The sequence below is a fragment of the Allobosea thiooxidans genome (assembly GCF_900168195.1).
In the GTDB taxonomy this organism is placed as follows: Bacteria; Pseudomonadota; Alphaproteobacteria; order Rhizobiales; family Beijerinckiaceae; genus Allobosea; species Allobosea thiooxidans.
Genome location: NZ_FUYX01000003.1, coordinates 338,230 through 353,011 on the forward strand (window position 1 = coordinate 338,230; position 14,782 = coordinate 353,011).

The 14,782-nt window shown below is 67.1% G+C and carries 11 protein-coding genes; 2 read left to right on the forward strand and 9 right to left on the reverse strand.

Features of this window, described 5'->3' with window-relative positions; all coding sequences use genetic code 11:
* Positions 1-166 precede the first annotated feature (166 nt).
* Both B5Y19_RS07470 and B5Y19_RS07475 read right to left on the reverse strand, forming a co-directional pair.
* A complete protein-coding gene (locus B5Y19_RS07470) occupies positions 167-1,168 on the reverse strand; it encodes a 30S ribosomal protein S2 (protein WP_055727536.1) in 1,002 nt (333 codons plus the stop codon).
* Between the two features lie 242 nt (positions 1,169-1,410).
* The gene (locus tag B5Y19_RS07475; protein ID WP_244555512.1) at positions 1,411-1,803 is read right to left on the reverse strand and encodes a pore-forming ESAT-6 family protein; all 393 of its coding nucleotides are present in this window, start codon (positions 1,801-1,803) and stop codon (positions 1,411-1,413) included.
* Between the two features lie 227 nt (positions 1,804-2,030).
* On the opposite strand from B5Y19_RS07475, the gene B5Y19_RS07480 reads away from it, so the two are divergent.
* Positions 2,031-3,206: a GGDEF domain-containing protein gene (locus B5Y19_RS07480; RefSeq protein ID WP_055727535.1), complete on the forward strand. Its 1,176-nt coding sequence runs from the start codon at positions 2,031-2,033 to the stop codon at positions 3,204-3,206.
* A 27-nt stretch (positions 3,207-3,233) separates the two neighbouring features.
* On the opposite strand, the gene pncA is transcribed toward B5Y19_RS07480, so the two are convergent.
* The 7 genes from pncA to B5Y19_RS07510 all read right to left on the reverse strand — a co-directional run bounded on the left by pncA (position 3,234) and on the right by B5Y19_RS07510 (position 12,867).
* Positions 3,234-3,965 (reverse strand): bifunctional nicotinamidase/pyrazinamidase, encoded by a 732-nt coding sequence (pncA, locus tag B5Y19_RS07485; RefSeq protein ID WP_079591293.1) that lies wholly within the window; start codon positions 3,963-3,965, stop codon positions 3,234-3,236.
* A 241-nt stretch (positions 3,966-4,206) separates the two neighbouring features.
* Positions 4,207-7,680: a DNA polymerase III subunit alpha gene (gene dnaE, locus B5Y19_RS07490; protein ID WP_055727534.1), complete on the reverse strand. Its 3,474-nt coding sequence runs from the start codon at positions 7,678-7,680 to the stop codon at positions 4,207-4,209.
* A gap of 642 nt (positions 7,681-8,322) precedes the next feature.
* Complete coding sequence (locus B5Y19_RS26035) at positions 8,323-9,012, reverse strand: ABC transporter ATP-binding protein (RefSeq protein ID WP_055727533.1); 690 nt, start codon at positions 9,010-9,012, stop codon at positions 8,323-8,325.
* Positions 9,013-9,015: 3 nt separating this feature from the next.
* Positions 9,016-10,305 (reverse strand): lipoprotein-releasing ABC transporter permease subunit, encoded by a 1,290-nt coding sequence (locus B5Y19_RS07495; RefSeq protein ID WP_055727532.1) that lies wholly within the window; start codon positions 10,303-10,305, stop codon positions 9,016-9,018.
* 43 nt (positions 10,306-10,348) lie between these two features.
* The gene (gene proS / locus B5Y19_RS07500; protein WP_055727531.1) at positions 10,349-11,680 is read right to left on the reverse strand and encodes a proline--tRNA ligase; all 1,332 of its coding nucleotides are present in this window, start codon (positions 11,678-11,680) and stop codon (positions 10,349-10,351) included.
* Between the two features lie 278 nt (positions 11,681-11,958).
* Positions 11,959-12,459 carry a pantetheine-phosphate adenylyltransferase gene (gene coaD, locus B5Y19_RS07505; protein WP_055727530.1) on the reverse strand — a complete coding sequence of 167 codons (501 nt, stop codon included), beginning with the start codon at positions 12,457-12,459 and terminating at the stop codon, positions 11,959-11,961.
* A gap of 108 nt (positions 12,460-12,567) precedes the next feature.
* Positions 12,568-12,867 (reverse strand): hypothetical protein, encoded by a 300-nt coding sequence (locus B5Y19_RS07510; protein ID WP_139384294.1) that lies wholly within the window; start codon positions 12,865-12,867, stop codon positions 12,568-12,570.
* Between B5Y19_RS07510 and B5Y19_RS07515 the strand changes: the two genes are divergently transcribed.
* Positions 12,848-14,716 (forward strand): ABC-F family ATP-binding cassette domain-containing protein, encoded by a 1,869-nt coding sequence (locus B5Y19_RS07515; RefSeq protein ID WP_055727528.1) that lies wholly within the window; start codon positions 12,848-12,850, stop codon positions 14,714-14,716. The genes B5Y19_RS07510 and B5Y19_RS07515 overlap by 20 nt on opposite strands.
* Positions 14,717-14,782: the final 66 nt, after the last annotated feature.

Genomic DNA, 14,782 nt, shown 5'->3' on the forward strand with positions numbered 1-14,782 from the left:
TTGCTGTCGGTGCGACGCATGCCCGGGAGGCCGGTCGCGGATCGTTATGTCCGGACGCCGTATGGGAAAACGCCGACGCTCCGTTTCCGGCCGTCGGCGTGATCGGCGTCAAATCGAGGGGCGGATTGCGACGCGCCGATGACGCGCCGCGATCACGCGGCCTGCATTACGCGTCGGCGAGCTCGCGCGCCTGGGCGACCCAGCCCTCGCGCTCGATCTTGCCGCCGAGCTTGAGGTCGTGATCGACCTTGGTCACGTCGGCCGGCGACATCGCAGCGATCTGCCAGAAGTGGTAGATGCCGCCGTCGTTCAGCTTCTGGACCGCGTCCGGGCCCATGCCCGAGAGCTTGGTCAGATCGTCCGGCGCGCCGCGCGGCGTGGTCAGCGTCTCGAAGACCTGACCTTCGGCGGCAGCCGGCTCGAGAGCCTCCTCGACGACCGGAGCCTCGGCGGCGCCGACGTCGATGCCCTGGTCGCCCGAGGCGCGGCCGATGCCGTCGATCGCCGAGCGGGCGATCAGGTCGCAATAGAGCTGGATTGCGCGGCCGGCGTCGTCATTGGCCGGGACCGGGAAGGTGATGCCGTCCGGATCCGAGTTCGAGTCGACGATCGCGGCGACCGGGATGCCGAGGCGCTGAGCCTCCTTGATCGCCAGCTGCTCCTTGTTGGTGTCGATCACGAAGATCATGTCCGGCGTGCCGCCCATGTCCTTGATGCCGCCCAGAGCCTTCTCGAGCTTGTCGCGCTCACGCGACAGCATCAGGCGCTCCTTCTTGGTCAGGCCGGTGCCGCCGCCGTTGAGCAGCTCCTCGACCTTGCGCAGGCGCTGGATCGAAGCCGAGATGGTCTTCCAGTTGGTCAGCATGCCGCCGAGCCAGCGGGAGTTGACGTAGTACTGGGCCGAACGCTTGGCGGCGTCGGCGATGGCGTCCTGCGCCTGGCGCTTGGTGCCGACGAAGAGGACGCGGCCGCCGCGGGCGACGGTGTCCGAGACCGCCTGCAGGGCGCGGTGCAGCATCGGCACCGACTGCGACAGGTCGAGAATGTGGATGTTGTTGCGGGTGCCGAAGATGTAGGGCGACATCTTCGGGTTCCAGCGATGCGCCTGGTGGCCGAAATGGGCACCGGCCTCGAGGAGCTGGCGCATGGAGAGATCAGGCAGAGCCATGGTGTTCTAGTCCTTCCGGTTGAGCCTCTGGAGCGCGAATGAACAGGCATGAGCTGCCACGTCACCGGAACGCCTCATGAGAAAGAGGCGATGCGCTCCATGTGGAATGGCGTGCGCCTTACAAGGGATGGCGCCGCAATGCAAGCCGGCCGGTGGGAGAAACCCGTGACGGCCGGTGAAAAATCCCGCGCGAGGGCTCGCACGGGATGGTCTTCGGCGGAACCTGCGGTTCCGTGCGCGCCTTACTGCGGCAGCTTGGCGCCCATCTGCTTCACCATATCGCCAATCTGCTTGCAGAAGGTTGCCGGCGTGCCGTTCTGCGCCTTGGCGATGGCCTCGATGTTCTGCTCCATGCCCATGGCCGAGACCGTGCCCTTGCGGCCCGCGGCCTCCGCGGCATCGCCGCCGCTGGCATCGGCCGGCGCCGGGATCAGGGCGACCAGCTTCTTCTGCACGTCGACGGCGGAGCCGTCGATATGCCCCTTTTCGGCGCAATAGCCGAGAATGCCGAGCTGGTTGCGGGCCGCCTGATAGGCGACCTTCAGCTGGTCGGCCTGAGTCTGGGCCCAGGCGGGAGCAGCCGAGGTTAGAACCACGACGGCGGATGCTGCGATCAACGACTTATAAAACATCATATTGGATATCCTCAGGCTACTATGATCCCCAAGCATGCCATCATGCTCGCCCCCCAGCGCGTCCTGACTAGTCGCTGCAACCGTCTTTCTCAACCTGGGACAATGCAGGCCGGACAGGATATCGGAAGCGGAGATGGACGCCGGGGAGACCTCGCCCGCCCGTCGCATGCCGGCAGCGGCCCGCAGAAGCCGGGCCGGCCCGGCGCCTGCCGACCGGGCGTGCCGCCATGGAACTGATCCTCGACCTCAGGACGATCTTCGTCACCGGGGCGCTGACCTGCTTCTTCATCGGCGTGATACAGCTGATGACCTTCGCGACCGGCCGGTTCACGCGCAGCCCGATCTGGTGGGGCGTGAGCAGCCTGTGCATCGGTGCCGGCCTGCTCGGCGCAGCCTTTCGCGACACGATTCCCGATCAGTTCTCGGTCGAGCTCGCCAATACGGCGATGCTGGCCGGCTGCCTGCTGCTGCTCTTCGGCATCCGCCATTTCGGCGGGCGCGAGCTGCATTGGTTCGGCTTCGGCAGCGTGCTGCTCGCAGTATGGATCCTGCTCGCGCTCTCGCCGGGCGAACAAGGCTTTCCGGCGCGGGTGATCATCGTCGCCGTGGTGATGGCCTTCTGCGACGCCGCCATCGTTCGGGAGGCGATTCGTCTCGGGCGGCAGGAGAAGCTGCGCTCCGCCTGGCTGCTCGCCCTCCTCTTCGCCCCGACGGTCGTGATCTATTGCGGGCGCATCGTCCTGGCCATGCTCGATCAGGTCGGCACCACGCTCTTTCCAAGAGATGCAGGCGCCAACGCCTGGCTCGCGGCGACCGGCGTGACCTTCATCATCCTGCGCGGCCAGGCGCTGCTGCTGCTCGCCGCCGAACGGTCCAACCGGATGCTGGCGGCGCTCGCCCGCCGCGATCCCCTGACCGGCGCCATGAACCGCTCCGGCGTCGAGCAATGGCTCGACCAGCGGCTGCGCGGCCTGCGTCAGAACGAGGTGCGCGCCTCGATCCTGCTGGTCGACATCGATCACTTCAAGGCCATCAACGACACGCATGGCCACGCCGCCGGCGACGAAATCCTGCGGGTGTTCGCCGACGCCGTGCGGGGCCAGCTGCGCAGCGACGACATCCTCGCCCGGCAGGGCGGCGACGAATTCGCCATCATCCTGCCCGGCGTGGGCGTGCGCGAGGCCGTCCGGGTCGCCGAGCGAATCCGCGGCGTGTTCAGGGACGCGCTGGCCGCATTCAGGGATCTGCCGGAGCAACCGACGCTCAGCATCGGCGTCGCCGAAAGCGATCTGCGCGGAAAGAGCCTCGATCAATTGCTCGCGGAGGCGGACGAGGCACTCTATCGGGCGAAGCGGCTCGGCCGCGATCGCGTCCAGGCCCAGCTCAAACCGGTCGAAGCCTGACGGCCGGCATCCGCGCCGGGCCCTTCGTCAGCCCCGCAGATCGCTCGCCCTGATCCGCGTCACGTCGAGCTCGGCCATTTCGGCCCAGGCCCTGGCGAGCGAGCCTTCGAGATCGATGGCGCGGCAGGCATCCTCGACGACATAGGTCTCGAAGCCGGCCCTTGCCGCGTCCTGCGCCGTCCAGTTCACGCAGAAATCGGTCGCCAGCCCGGCGATGACCACGCGCAGGATGCCACGTTCCCTCAGATAGCCGGTCAGGCCGGTCGAAGTCCGGCGATCGGCCTCGACGAAGCCGGAATAGCTGTCGACCTCGCGCCGATAGCCCTTGCGGATGACGGTCTGCGCATGCGGCAGATCGAGACCGGCGTGGAACTCGGCCCCCTTCGTCCCCTGCACGCAGTGATCCGGCCAGAGCACCTGCCCGCCATAGGGCATCTGGACGAGCTCGAAAGGCTTCCTGCCGGGATGGCTGGAGGCGAAGGAGGAATGCCCCGGCGGGTGCCAGTCCTGGGTCAACACGACATGGGGGAAGCGCTTCGCCAGTGCGTTGATGACCGGAACGACCTCGTCGCCCCCGGCGACGGCCAGACTGCCGCCCGGGCAGAAATCATTCTGGACATCCACGACCAGGAGAACGGTGCGCTCGTCGATAACCGGCTTGTCCACGGGCGTCTCCTCTGCCTTGGCGTTTCCGGCCGCGGCCAGCACCGTCGCCCCGGCGATCAGCTCGCGCCTGTCGAACCCGAACCGATCAGCCATGGGCCGCCTCCCTGACGTCGGAACAACCTGCCTCTGCGCCTTGTCAGGGACAAGACGGAAACCATGCCTGCCATGCATGAGACGGAAGCCGGTATTGCCTGCCTCTTCCGGCGCAGGGCCTCCCGCCATGGTCGGGCTTGCCCCGACCATCCACCTCCTGCTTCGTCGAGCGCGGTGTTCAAGACGTGGATGCTCGCCACAAGGGCGAGCATGACGGAGTCCGCCTGCCGTCCACCGAAAGTCAGCGCAGCTCGACGCTGACCACGCCCGGCGCGGCACGCACCGCATTGGCGATCTGCTGGTTGATCGGGAACTTGCCCGGCAGCTCGATCTCGACCTCCTGGGCGCCGTCGTCGAGAATCATCACGATCGAGACCTTGCCCTCGGCGCGCACGGCCTCGCGCGGGCGGATGCGCTCGGCGATCGAGGCCACGGCCTTGTCGTCGCGCAGATAGATCAGCAGGTCCTGCTTCTGGCGCGAGGCGAGATCGTCGAGCACCTCGACATCCTCGATACGCGGGCGCACCTCCTCGCCGTCGAGCACGGCGGAAAGGCGCAGCACCAGCGCCCTGCCCGGTTCCAGCAGGTCGCGGTAGCGCATCAGCCCTTCCGAGAACAGCACGGCCTCGAACTGGCCGCTGGGGTCCGACAGGTTGACGATGCCCATCTTGTTGCCCGACTTGGTGCGTCGCTCCGACTTGTCGATCACGGAGACCGCGACCTTGCCGACGCCGGTGCCATTGGCCTTCACCGTCTGGGCGAAATCGGCGTAGCGCTGCACCCGCAGGCGCTTCAGTACATGCTCGTAATCATCGAGCGGGTGGCCGGAGAGGAAGAAGCCGACCGCCTCGTGCTCGCGCTTGAGCTTCTCGGCCGGCGCCCAGGGCTCGACCTGCGGGATGCGGAACGCCTCCTGGACCACGCCGCCGCCGAGGAGATCGAACTGGCCGGCGGCCGCTTCGTCGCGGACACGGTTCGAAAGCGCCAGCATGCCGTCGATCGCCGCCATCGCGCGGGCGCGATCCTCCTCCAGCTCGTCGAGCGCCCCGGCGGCGATGAGCGCTTCCAGCGTACGGCGATTGACCAGCTTGGTGTCGATGCGGCGCGCGAGATCGGCAAGGTCGCGGAAGGGGCCGCCCGACTGGCGCGCCGTCACCACTGATTCCACCGCCGCCCGGCCGACGCCCTTGATGGCGCCGAGCGCGTAGAAGATCTTGCCCTCGGCCACGTCGAACTCGACGCCGGAGCGGTTGATCGCCGGCCGCTCGACCTTGATGCCGAGCCGCTCGGCATCTCGCCGGAATTCCGAGAGCTTGTCGGTGTTGCCCATGTCGAGCGTCATCGACGCGGCCAGGAACTCGACGGGGTAGTTCGCCTTGAGATAGGCGGTCTGGAAGGCGACCACCGCATAGGCGGCGGCATGGCTCTTGTTGAAGCCGTAGTCGGCGAACTTCGCCAGCAGGTCGAAGATCTCGGACGCCGTCTCCTTCTTGATCTTGTTCTCGATCGCGCCCTTCACGAAGCGATCGCGCTGGGCATCCATCTCCGCCTTGATCTTCTTGCCCATGGCGCGTCGCAGAAGATCCGCCTCGCCGAGCGAATAGCCCGAGAGCGCCTGCGCGACCTGCATCACCTGTTCCTGGTAGACGATGATGCCGTGGGTCTCGCGCAGGTAGGGCTCCATGCCCGGATGGAGATAGGTCGGATCCTCCAGGCCGAGCTTGCGGCGGCAATAGGTCGGGATGTTGTCCATCGGGCCCGGACGGTAGAGCGCGACCAGCGCGATCAGGTCCTCGATGCGATCGGCCTTCATCTCGACCAGCGCCTTGCGCATGCCGACCGATTCCACCTGGAACACGCCGACCGTCTCGCCACGGGCCAGCATGGCGTAGGTCGTCGGATCGTCGAAGGGCAGCTGGGCGAGATCGATATGGATGTCGCGCTGAGCGATGAGCTTCACTGCCGTGGTCAGCGTCGTCAGCGTCTTCAGGCCGAGGAAGTCGAACTTCACCAGCCCGGCCTGCTCGACCCATTTCATGTTGAACTGGGTGACGCGCATGCCGGTGCGCGGATCGACCGAGAGCGCGACGAGCTGCTCCAGCGGCCGGTCGCCGATCACCACGCCTGCGGCGTGAGTCGAAGCATGGCGGTGAAGCCCTTCCAGCTTCTGGCCAATTTCGAGCAGCCGCGCGACGATCGGCTCCTCCTCGGCGGCCTGTTGCAGCTTGGGCTCGCCCTCGATGGCGTCCTTCAGCGAGATCGGCTTGGCCGGGTTCTGCGGCACGAGCTTGGTGAGCTTGTCGACCTGGCCGTAGGGCATCTCCAGCACGCGGCCGACGTCGCGCAGCACGCCACGCGCCAGCAGCGTACCGAAGGTGATGATCTGGGCGACGCGCTCCTGCCCGTAATGATGCTTGACGTATTCGATCACCTCTTCGCGCCGGTTCTGGCAGAAGTCGATGTCGAAGTCCGGCATCGAGACGCGGTCCGGATTGAGGAAGCGCTCGAAGAGCAGGCCGAAGCGCAGCGGGTCGACGTCGGTGATGGTCAGTGCATAGGCGACGAGCGAGCCCGCGCCCGAGCCGCGGCCCGGCCCGACCGGAATGTCGTGCGCCTTGGCCCATTTGATGAAGTCCGAAACGATCAGGAAGTAGCCCGGGAACTTCATCCGGGTGATGATCGAGAGCTCGAAATCGAGCCGCTTGTCGTAGTCCTCGACGGTGTAGCCCTCGGCCGGGCCGTGCTTGGCGATCCGCGCCGCAAGGCCGGCGCGGGCCTGCGCCTCCAGCTCCTCGGCCTCGTCGCGGCCTTCCTCGCCGAAGCGCGGCAGGATCGGCTTGCGGGTCGAGACGCGCCAATGGCAGCGCATCGCGATCTCGATCGTGCTCGACAGCGCCTCCGGGAGATCGGCGAAGCGCTTCTGCATCTCGGCGCGCGAGGCGAAATAATGCTCGGGCGTGACGCGGCGGCGCTCGCCATCCGAGACGAGCCGCCCCTCCGCCACCGCCAGCAGCGCGTCATGCGCGTCGAAATCGGCGGGCTTGGCGAAGAAGGGCTCGTTGGTGGCGACGATCGGCAGATCGGAATCATAGGCGAGCCGCAGCAGATGCGCCTCCAGCGCCGCCTCGTTCTCGCGGCCATGGCGCTGGAGCTCGACATAGAGCCGGTCGCCATAGATGCCGGCGAGCGTATCGAGGCGCGAGGTCGCCTGCGGAAGCTGGCCGTTGCGAAGCGCGGTGTCGACCGGCCCGCCATGGCCGCCGGTCAGGGCGATCAACCCGGCATTATAGGCGGCAAGGCGTTCGACCGTGGTGATCGGCTGGCCCGCGCCGCCGCTCGCCAGCGCGGCCTCGCTGACGAGCTTCATCAGGTTGCCGTAGCCGGCCTCGTCCATGGCGAGCAGGACGATATGCGGCAGGCGCTGCGGCTGCGCCGGCTTGCGGCTGCCCTCGCCCTCATCGGCGAAGTCGACGGAGAGCTGCACGCCCGCGATCGGCTGGAGCCCTGATCCGGCGAGCTTCTCCGAGAATTCGAGGCCGCCGAAGAGATTGTCGGTATCGGTCAGGGCCAACGCCGGCTGTCCGTCGGCCGCCGCCATCTTGGCGAGCGTCGAGACGGTCATCGCGCCTTCGAGCAGCGAATAGCTCGAATGGACATGGAGATGGACGAAACCGATCTCCGACAGGATGCGCGCCTCGCCTGCTTCCCGTCCCATGTCCTTCTCCTGCCGCCGCCGCACGACTCGTTGGCCTGTTCCCTTGTCTTATGGGACGTGCCGGGGGCGCACGTCGATAGCCTCTCGTCAGGCCGGCTGTGGACGGCGCCGGGCTGCGCCGCTCCTGCCAGGATCAGACATGCGGGCCGGAGAGAAGAGCGGCCCAGAGCCAGATCATGCCGAGGAAGACGCCGAGCGAGGCGATCTCGGCCAGGCCGGCGGCGAATTTGCGCGCTGCAGTCATGGGAACCTCCGTTGTTCTCGATAAGTTCATATTAGTTCATGTTTTGTTCTCGTCAATCGATGTGCTTGGGAACAGGCGGCCGGATCGCCCGGGAGGTTAACGGCAACCTAACGACCGGACGCACGGCTTAACAGGGAAGGAAGATCGCTATCCGCGCGGGCGGCGGGCGAAGCCGTCATCGATCGCCGTCAGCGTGACGTCGCCGACCTTCTAGCGTTAGAAGCCAGAGACCTGGTTCACGGGAATTCCCGAGACGCCGCCGCCGGAGTTCGAACCCGAGCCGGAGTACTCCGGCGCGCGTGGTTCCGACGCCATGACGAGAAACTTGCGGCGCGGGATTGGCTGCCGATCCGACGGCTCTGAACCGGATGGGATCGGAGGCCGCTGCCCCGCCCGGCTCAATCCAGCGCGACGACCAGCCCTTCGCGGATCGTCACCTGCCGGTCCATCTGGCGGGCCAACTGCAGATTATGCGTCGCGATCAGCGCCGCGAGCCCCGAAGCACGGGCCAGCGCCATCAAGGTGGCGAACACGTGCTGCGAGGTATGCGGGTCGAGATTGCCGGTCGGCTCGTCGGCCAGCAGCAGCCGCGGCCCGTTGGCGACGGCGCGGCCGATGGCGACGCGCTGCTGCTCGCCGCCGGAAAGCTCGCTCGGCAGATGGTCGAGACGCTCGCCCAGCCCGAGGAAGGTCAGCAGTTCGGAGGCCCGCTGCTCCGCCTCGTCGCGCGACAGGCCGCGGATGCGCTGCGGCAGCACGACGTTCTCCAGCGCCGTGAATTCCGGCAGGAGGTGATGGAATTGGTAGACGAAGCCGATCTCGGTGCGGCGCAGGCGGGTGCGGCCGGAATCATCGAGCTTCGTCGTCGCCAGCCCGCCGACGAAGACCTCGCCGGCATCCGGCTTCTCGAGCAGCCCCGCGACATGCAGCAGCGTCGACTTGCCGGTGCCGCTCGGCGCGACCAGCGCCACGACCTCGCCGGGCCAGAGCGCGAAATCGGCCCGGCGCAACACTTCGAGCGGCGCATCGCTCTGCGGATAATAGCGCTCGACCTGGGACAGGAAGAGCGCGGGCATTTCTTGCGCCATCGCTTAGCCCATCCTCAGCGCTTCGACCGGGTCGAGGCGAGCCGCCTTCCAGGCCGGGTAGAGCGTCGCCAGCAGCGACAGCGTCAGCGCCATCAGCACGACGCTCACGACCTCGCGCCAGTCGATGACGGAAGGGATATCGCTCAGGAAGCGCACCGTCGGGTCCCAGAGATTGGCGCCGGTGATCCAGTTCAGCGCCGCCATGATCGACTTGATGTTGTTGGCGAAGACGACGCCGAGGATGAAACCGGCGAATGTGCCGATGACGCCGATCGCCGCCCCCGTGATCAGGAAGACGCGCAGCACCGTGCCGCGCGTGCAGCCCATGGTGCGCATGATGGCGATGTCGGCGGTCTTGTCCTTCACCAGCATGATCAGGCCGGAGACGATGTTCAGCGCCGCGACCAGCACGATCAGCGTCAGGATGATGAACATCACGTTGCGCTCGACCTCGAGCGCGTTGAAGAAGCTGCGATTCCTCTGGCGCCAGTCCGAGAGCACGAGCGGGCGCGGCGCATCCGCCTCGATGGCGTCGCGGACCTTCTGCGTATTGTCGGGATTGTCGACGAAGATCTCGATGACGTTCACGTCGCCGTCGCGGTTGAAATAGGCCTGGGCCTCGGCGAGCGGCATGTAGACGAAGGTGCCGTCGAATTCGGTCATGCCGATCTCGAAGATCGCCTTGACCGGATAGGCCTTGATGCGCGGCGCCGTGCCGAAGGGCGTCGAGGCGCCCTGCGGCGAGACCAGCGTCATGTTGTCGCCGACCTGGATGCCGAGCGCATTGGCGAGGCGACGGCCGATGGCGACGCCCGGAGTGGTATCGAATCCGTCGAGCGTGCCGCCCCGGATGTTGCCGCCGATGAAGGGGATCGCCTTGATGTCGGCCTCGCGCACGCCGCGCACCAGCACGCCGTTGTTGCCGGTCTGCGAGGAGGCCAGCGCCTGCCCCTCGACCAGCGGGATCGCCAGCTTGATGCCGGGGGTCTTGCTGAGTCTTGCCGCGACGCTGTCGTAATCGTCGAGCGGCCGGTCGATCGGCGTCGCGAAGATATGGCCGTTCACGCCGACGATCTTCTCCAGCAGCTCCTTGCGGAAGCCGTTCATCACCGACATCACGATGATCAGCGTGGCCACGCCGAGCATGATGCCGAGGAAGGAGAAGCCGGCGATGACCGAGACGAAGCCCTCGCGACGACGCGTGCGCAGATAACGGCCGGCCAGCAGCCATTCGAAGCCGGCGAAGGGCTTCGTGCCGGTCGGGACTGCGGCATTCTCGGCGGCAACGCTCATGCTGTGGCCCGGGCCATGCGGCGAGCTGTGGCGCGGCGCTCCGTCACGCCGCGCGACCCTTGAAGCGATCGAGCGCCGCTTCGAGCGAGACGAGCTCCCGCTCGCCGCCGGCTCGGCGCTTGAGCTCGACCTTGCCTTCGGCCAGGCCCTTCGGACCGACGATGATCTGCCAGGGCACACCGATCAGGTCGGCGGTGGCGAACTTGGCGCCCGGGCGCTCCTCGGTGTCGTCGAGCAGGGCGTCGTAGCCCTTGGCGAGCAGGTGCTGGTAGATTTGCGCCGCCGCGCCATCGGTCGCCGCATCGCCGACCTTCAGGTTGATCACCGAGACGTCGAAGGGCGCGATCTCTTCCGGCCAGACGATTCCGCCGTCATCATGTCCGGCCTCGATCAGCGCCGCGACGAGGCGGCTCGGGCCGATGCCGTAGGAGCCGCCGTGGAGCAGCACCGGCTGGCCGTCCGGCCCGGCCACCGCCGCGCCCATCGGCTCGGAATACTTGGTGCCGAAATAGAAGATGTGGCCGACCTCGATGCCGCGCGCCGAGACGCGCTTGTCTTCCGGAACCGCCTCGAAGGCAGACTTGTCGTGCATTTCCTCGGTCGCGGCGTAGAGGCTCGTCCACTTGTCGAAGATGCCTTGGAGCCCGGCGACGCTGTCGAAATCGGTGTCGGCGGCCGGCGTCTCGAAATTCAGGTAGTCGCTGTGGCAGAAGACCTCGCTCTCGCCGGTCGAGGCGAGCACGATGAATTCGTGGCTGAGATCGCCGCCGATCGGGCCGGTATCGGCCTTCATCGGGATGGCCTTCAGGCCGAGCCGCGCGAAAGTGCGCAGATAGGCCGCGAACATGCGGTTATAGGCGTGGCGCGCCGCATCCTTGTCGAGATCGAAGGAATAGGCGTCCTTCATCAGGAACTCGCGGCCGCGCATCACGCCGAAGCGCGGGCGCACCTCGTCGCGGAACTTCCACTGGATGTGGTAGAGGTTGAGCGGCAGGTCCTTGTAGGACTTGACGTAAGCGCGAACGATCTCGGTGACCATCTCCTCGTTGGTCGGCCCGTAGAGCATCTCGCGATCGTGCCGATCCTTGATGCGCAGCATCTCCTTGCCATAGGCGTCGTAGCGCCCGCTCTCGCGCCAGAGATCGGCCGATTGGATGGTCGGCATCAGGATCTCGATGGCGCCCGAGCGATTCTGCTCCTCGCGGATGACGTTGCTGATCTTGTTGAGCACGCGCAGGCCCAGCGGCAGCCAGGCGTAGATGCCCGCCGATTCCTGGCGGATCATCCCGGCGCGCAGCATCAGCCGGTGCGAGACGATCTCCGCCTCCTTCGGCGTATCGCGCAGGAGGGGCAGGAAATAGCGGGAGAGACGCATCGGAAAACCTGTCGGAGGGCATCGCGCAGAGGGCCTGCGCGACGAGTCGCTTCATCTGAGAGACACCATCGCTCTCGGCAAATTGCAAACCAAAAACCTCAGAAAGCGAGGGAAGATGGCAAAGTTGTGTGCCTTTCCCCGCGGCCGCTGCACATGGCCCGGCCCCGCCGTCATTCCCGGGCGACAAGGGAGACCGGGGGAATCTCGTGAAGGAGATTCGGGCGCCGACCGCAACGAGACGCTCGGGGCAAGCCCGAGCATGACGCGCGCGGGGCCGTTCAGCCCTTGGCGAAGCGGGCCTTCAGGGCCGCGAGCACGGGCTCGGGCACGAAATGCGAGACGTCGCCGCCCATCGCGGCGATCTGGCGCACCAGCGTCGCGGTGATATGGCGCACGCCCGGCGAAGCCGGCAGGAAGACGGTCTGCACTTCCGGCGCCATAATTCCGTTCATGCCCGCCATCTGCATCTCGTAGTCGAGGTCGGAGCCGTCGCGCAGGCCGCGGATGATCAGCGAGGCGCCGGCGCGGCGGGCCGCATCGACGGCAAGATCGTCGAAGGTGACGACGTCGAGCACGGCCCCCTTTGCTGCGAGCAGCGGCGTCGCGACCGCGCGCAGCAGCTCGGCGCGCCGCTCGACGGAGAGAAGCGGCGTCTTGCCGGGATGGACGCCGATCGCCACGACCAGCTTGTCGCAGAGCCCGGCGGCGGCCGCGATCACGTCGGCATGGCCGTTGGTCACGGGGTCGAAGGAACCGGTGTAGAAAGCGATGCGTGCCATGTTGCCAGCGTTAGCGGCTCATCCGCGACGCGGCAAGCAGCCTCTACGGATGGCGGCAATGCCGCCAGCCGGCCGACGCGACCTGCCGCAAGGCAAGCGGATGCGACATCAGGAAAACGGGATGACGACCGTGAGGGCCGCGGCGCTGCCAAGGATGATCGACAGACAGATCATCAGGGACGCGACCAGGGACACGTGACGGGACGCGACGTCGAACGGGTAGGCATGCATCGAAGACTGCCTCGCGAATCGGAAACTACTGCATTGCCGTTGGGTGAAGGCGGCCGCAGGCCGCTCCAAGGCGAGATTGTGACGAAACGGTGACGGCAGGCCCATTGTTCCGGCCTCGCATTGCGTTTTCGGGGGCAAACCGCCTAAACCGGCCGCCATGCTGACGATCAACGACATCACCTACCGCCTCGGCGAGCGCCTGCTGCTCGACCATACCGGGGCAGCGATCCCGGACGGCGCACGCGTCGGCTTCGTCGGCCGCAACGGCACCGGCAAGACGACGCTGTTCAAGATCATCACCGGCGATCTCGGCACGGAGAGCGGCAATATCAGCCTGCCCAAGGGGCGGCGCATCGGCGGCGTGGCGCAGGAGGCCCCGGGCGGGCCGGAAACGCTGATCGAGGTGGTGCTCGCAGCCGATGTCGAGCGCACCGCGCTGATGAAGGAGAGCGAGACCGCGACCGATCCACATCGCATCGCCGAGATCGGGACGCGGCTCGCCGATATCGGCGCGCATTCGGCGCCGGCCCGTGCCGCGATGGTGCTGCACGGGCTCGGCTTCAACGAGGAGGCGCAGCAGCGCCCCTGCTCCGACTTCTCCGGCGGCTGGCGCATGCGCGTGGCGCTCGCAGCGGTGCTGTTCTCCGAGCCCGATTTGCTGCTGCTCGACGAGCCGACCAACTATCTCGATCTCGAAGGAACGCTCTGGCTCTACGACTATCTGGAGCGCTATCCGCATACCGTGATCGTCATAAGCCACGACCGCGAGCTGCTCGACACCTCGGTCGATCACATCATGCATCTCGACCAGGGCAAGCTCACGCTCTACCGCGGCGGCTATTCCTCCTTCGAGAAGCAACGCGCCGAGAAGCAGATGCAGCTCGCCCGCGCCCGCGAGAAGCAGGAGGCGGAGCGCAAGCATCTCCAATCCTTCGTCGACCGCTTCAAGGCCAAGGCGACCAAGGCCCGGCAGGCACAGTCGCGCGTCAAGCGGCTGGAGAAGATGCAGACCATCGCGACGATCATCGACCGCGACGTGCAGCCCTTCGTCTTCCCCGGGCCGGAGAAGCCGCTCTCGCCGCCGATGATCGTGCTGGAGGATGCCAGCGCCGGCTATGGCGAGCACAAGGTGCTGTCGCGGCTCAATCTCTCGCTGGCGCCGGACGACCGCATCGCGCTGCTGGGCTCGAACGGCAACGGCAAGTCGACCTTCTGCAAGCTGATCGGCGGAAGGCTTCCCGCCATGTCCGGCGAGATGAAGAAGTCGAGCAAGCTGGAGACGGCCTATTTCGCCCAGCACCAGCTGGACGAACTGCGCGTCGAGGACACGCCGGTCGGCCATCTGCGCGACCTGATGCCCGATGCGCCGGAGGCGAAAGTGCGCTCCAAGGCGGCGCAGATCGGTTTTCCCGCGAGCAAGGCGGACACGCCGGTCAAGCTGCTCTCCGGCGGCGAGAAGGCGCGGCTGATGCTGGGGCTCGCCACCTTCCACGGCCCGCATCTGCTGATCCTCGACGAGCCGACGAACCATCTCGACATCGACAGCCGCACGGCGCTGGTCACCGCGATCAACGATTATCCGGGCGCCGTCATCCTCGTCAGCCACGACCGCTTCCTGATCGAGGCCTGCGCAGACCGGCTCTGGCTGGTCGGCGGCGGGACGGTGAAGAATTTCGACGGCGACATGGACGACTACCGCACCTATGTGCTGGGCGCCGCCAAGGCCGAGAAGCGCGGCAAGCCTGCCCCGGAGGCGGCAGCCGCGAAGCCGAACGACCGCAAGGAAGCCGCGAGCAAGCGGGCCGCGCAGGGGCCGATCCGGCAGAAGCTCAACCTTGCGGAAGCGCGCATCGCCAAGCTGACCGGGCTGATCGAGAAGGTCGACGCGGCGCTCGCGAACGGCGCCTTCGCCCGCGAGCCGGAAAAGGCGCTGCAGCTCTCGCGCCAGCGGGCGGAGCTCACGGAGGCGCTGACGGCGGCCGAGGAGGAATGGCTGCTGCTCGGCGAGGAGCTGGAGAGCGCCTGAAGCCCGACCGGCGCTGCGGCTTGCGACGGCGCGCCAGGCGTTTGCCTCTCCGAAAGCCCTATCAGG

Bases quoted from the DNA above. Each gene is read 5' to 3' on its own strand.
- B5Y19_RS07475 (WP_244555512.1), bottom strand. From the start codon at position 1,803: ATGATGTTTTATAAGTCGTTGATCGCAGCATCCGCCGTCGTGGTTCTA.
- B5Y19_RS07480 (WP_055727535.1), top strand. From the start codon at position 2,031: ATGGAACTGATCCTCGACCTCAGGACGATCTTCGTCACCGGGGCGCTG.
- B5Y19_RS07510 (WP_139384294.1), bottom strand. From the start codon at position 12,867: ATGTCGTTGATCGTCAGCATGGCGGCCGGTTTAGGCGGTTTGCCCCCG.
- B5Y19_RS07515 (WP_055727528.1), top strand. From the start codon at position 12,848: ATGCTGACGATCAACGACATCACCTACCGCCTCGGCGAGCGCCTGCTG.
- dnaE (WP_055727534.1), bottom strand. From the start codon at position 7,680: ATGGGACGGGAAGCAGGCGAGGCGCGCATCCTGTCGGAGATCGGTTTC.
- B5Y19_RS26035 (WP_055727533.1), bottom strand. From the start codon at position 9,012: ATGGCGCAAGAAATGCCCGCGCTCTTCCTGTCCCAGGTCGAGCGCTAT.
- B5Y19_RS07470 (WP_055727536.1), bottom strand. From the start codon at position 1,168: ATGGCTCTGCCTGATCTCTCCATGCGCCAGCTCCTCGAGGCCGGTGCC.
- proS (WP_055727531.1), bottom strand. From the start codon at position 11,680: ATGCGTCTCTCCCGCTATTTCCTGCCCCTCCTGCGCGATACGCCGAAG.
- pncA (WP_079591293.1), bottom strand. From the start codon at position 3,965: ATGGCTGATCGGTTCGGGTTCGACAGGCGCGAGCTGATCGCCGGGGCG.
- B5Y19_RS07495 (WP_055727532.1), bottom strand. From the start codon at position 10,305: ATGAGCGTTGCCGCCGAGAATGCCGCAGTCCCGACCGGCACGAAGCCC.
- coaD (WP_055727530.1), bottom strand. From the start codon at position 12,459: ATGGCACGCATCGCTTTCTACACCGGTTCCTTCGACCCCGTGACCAAC.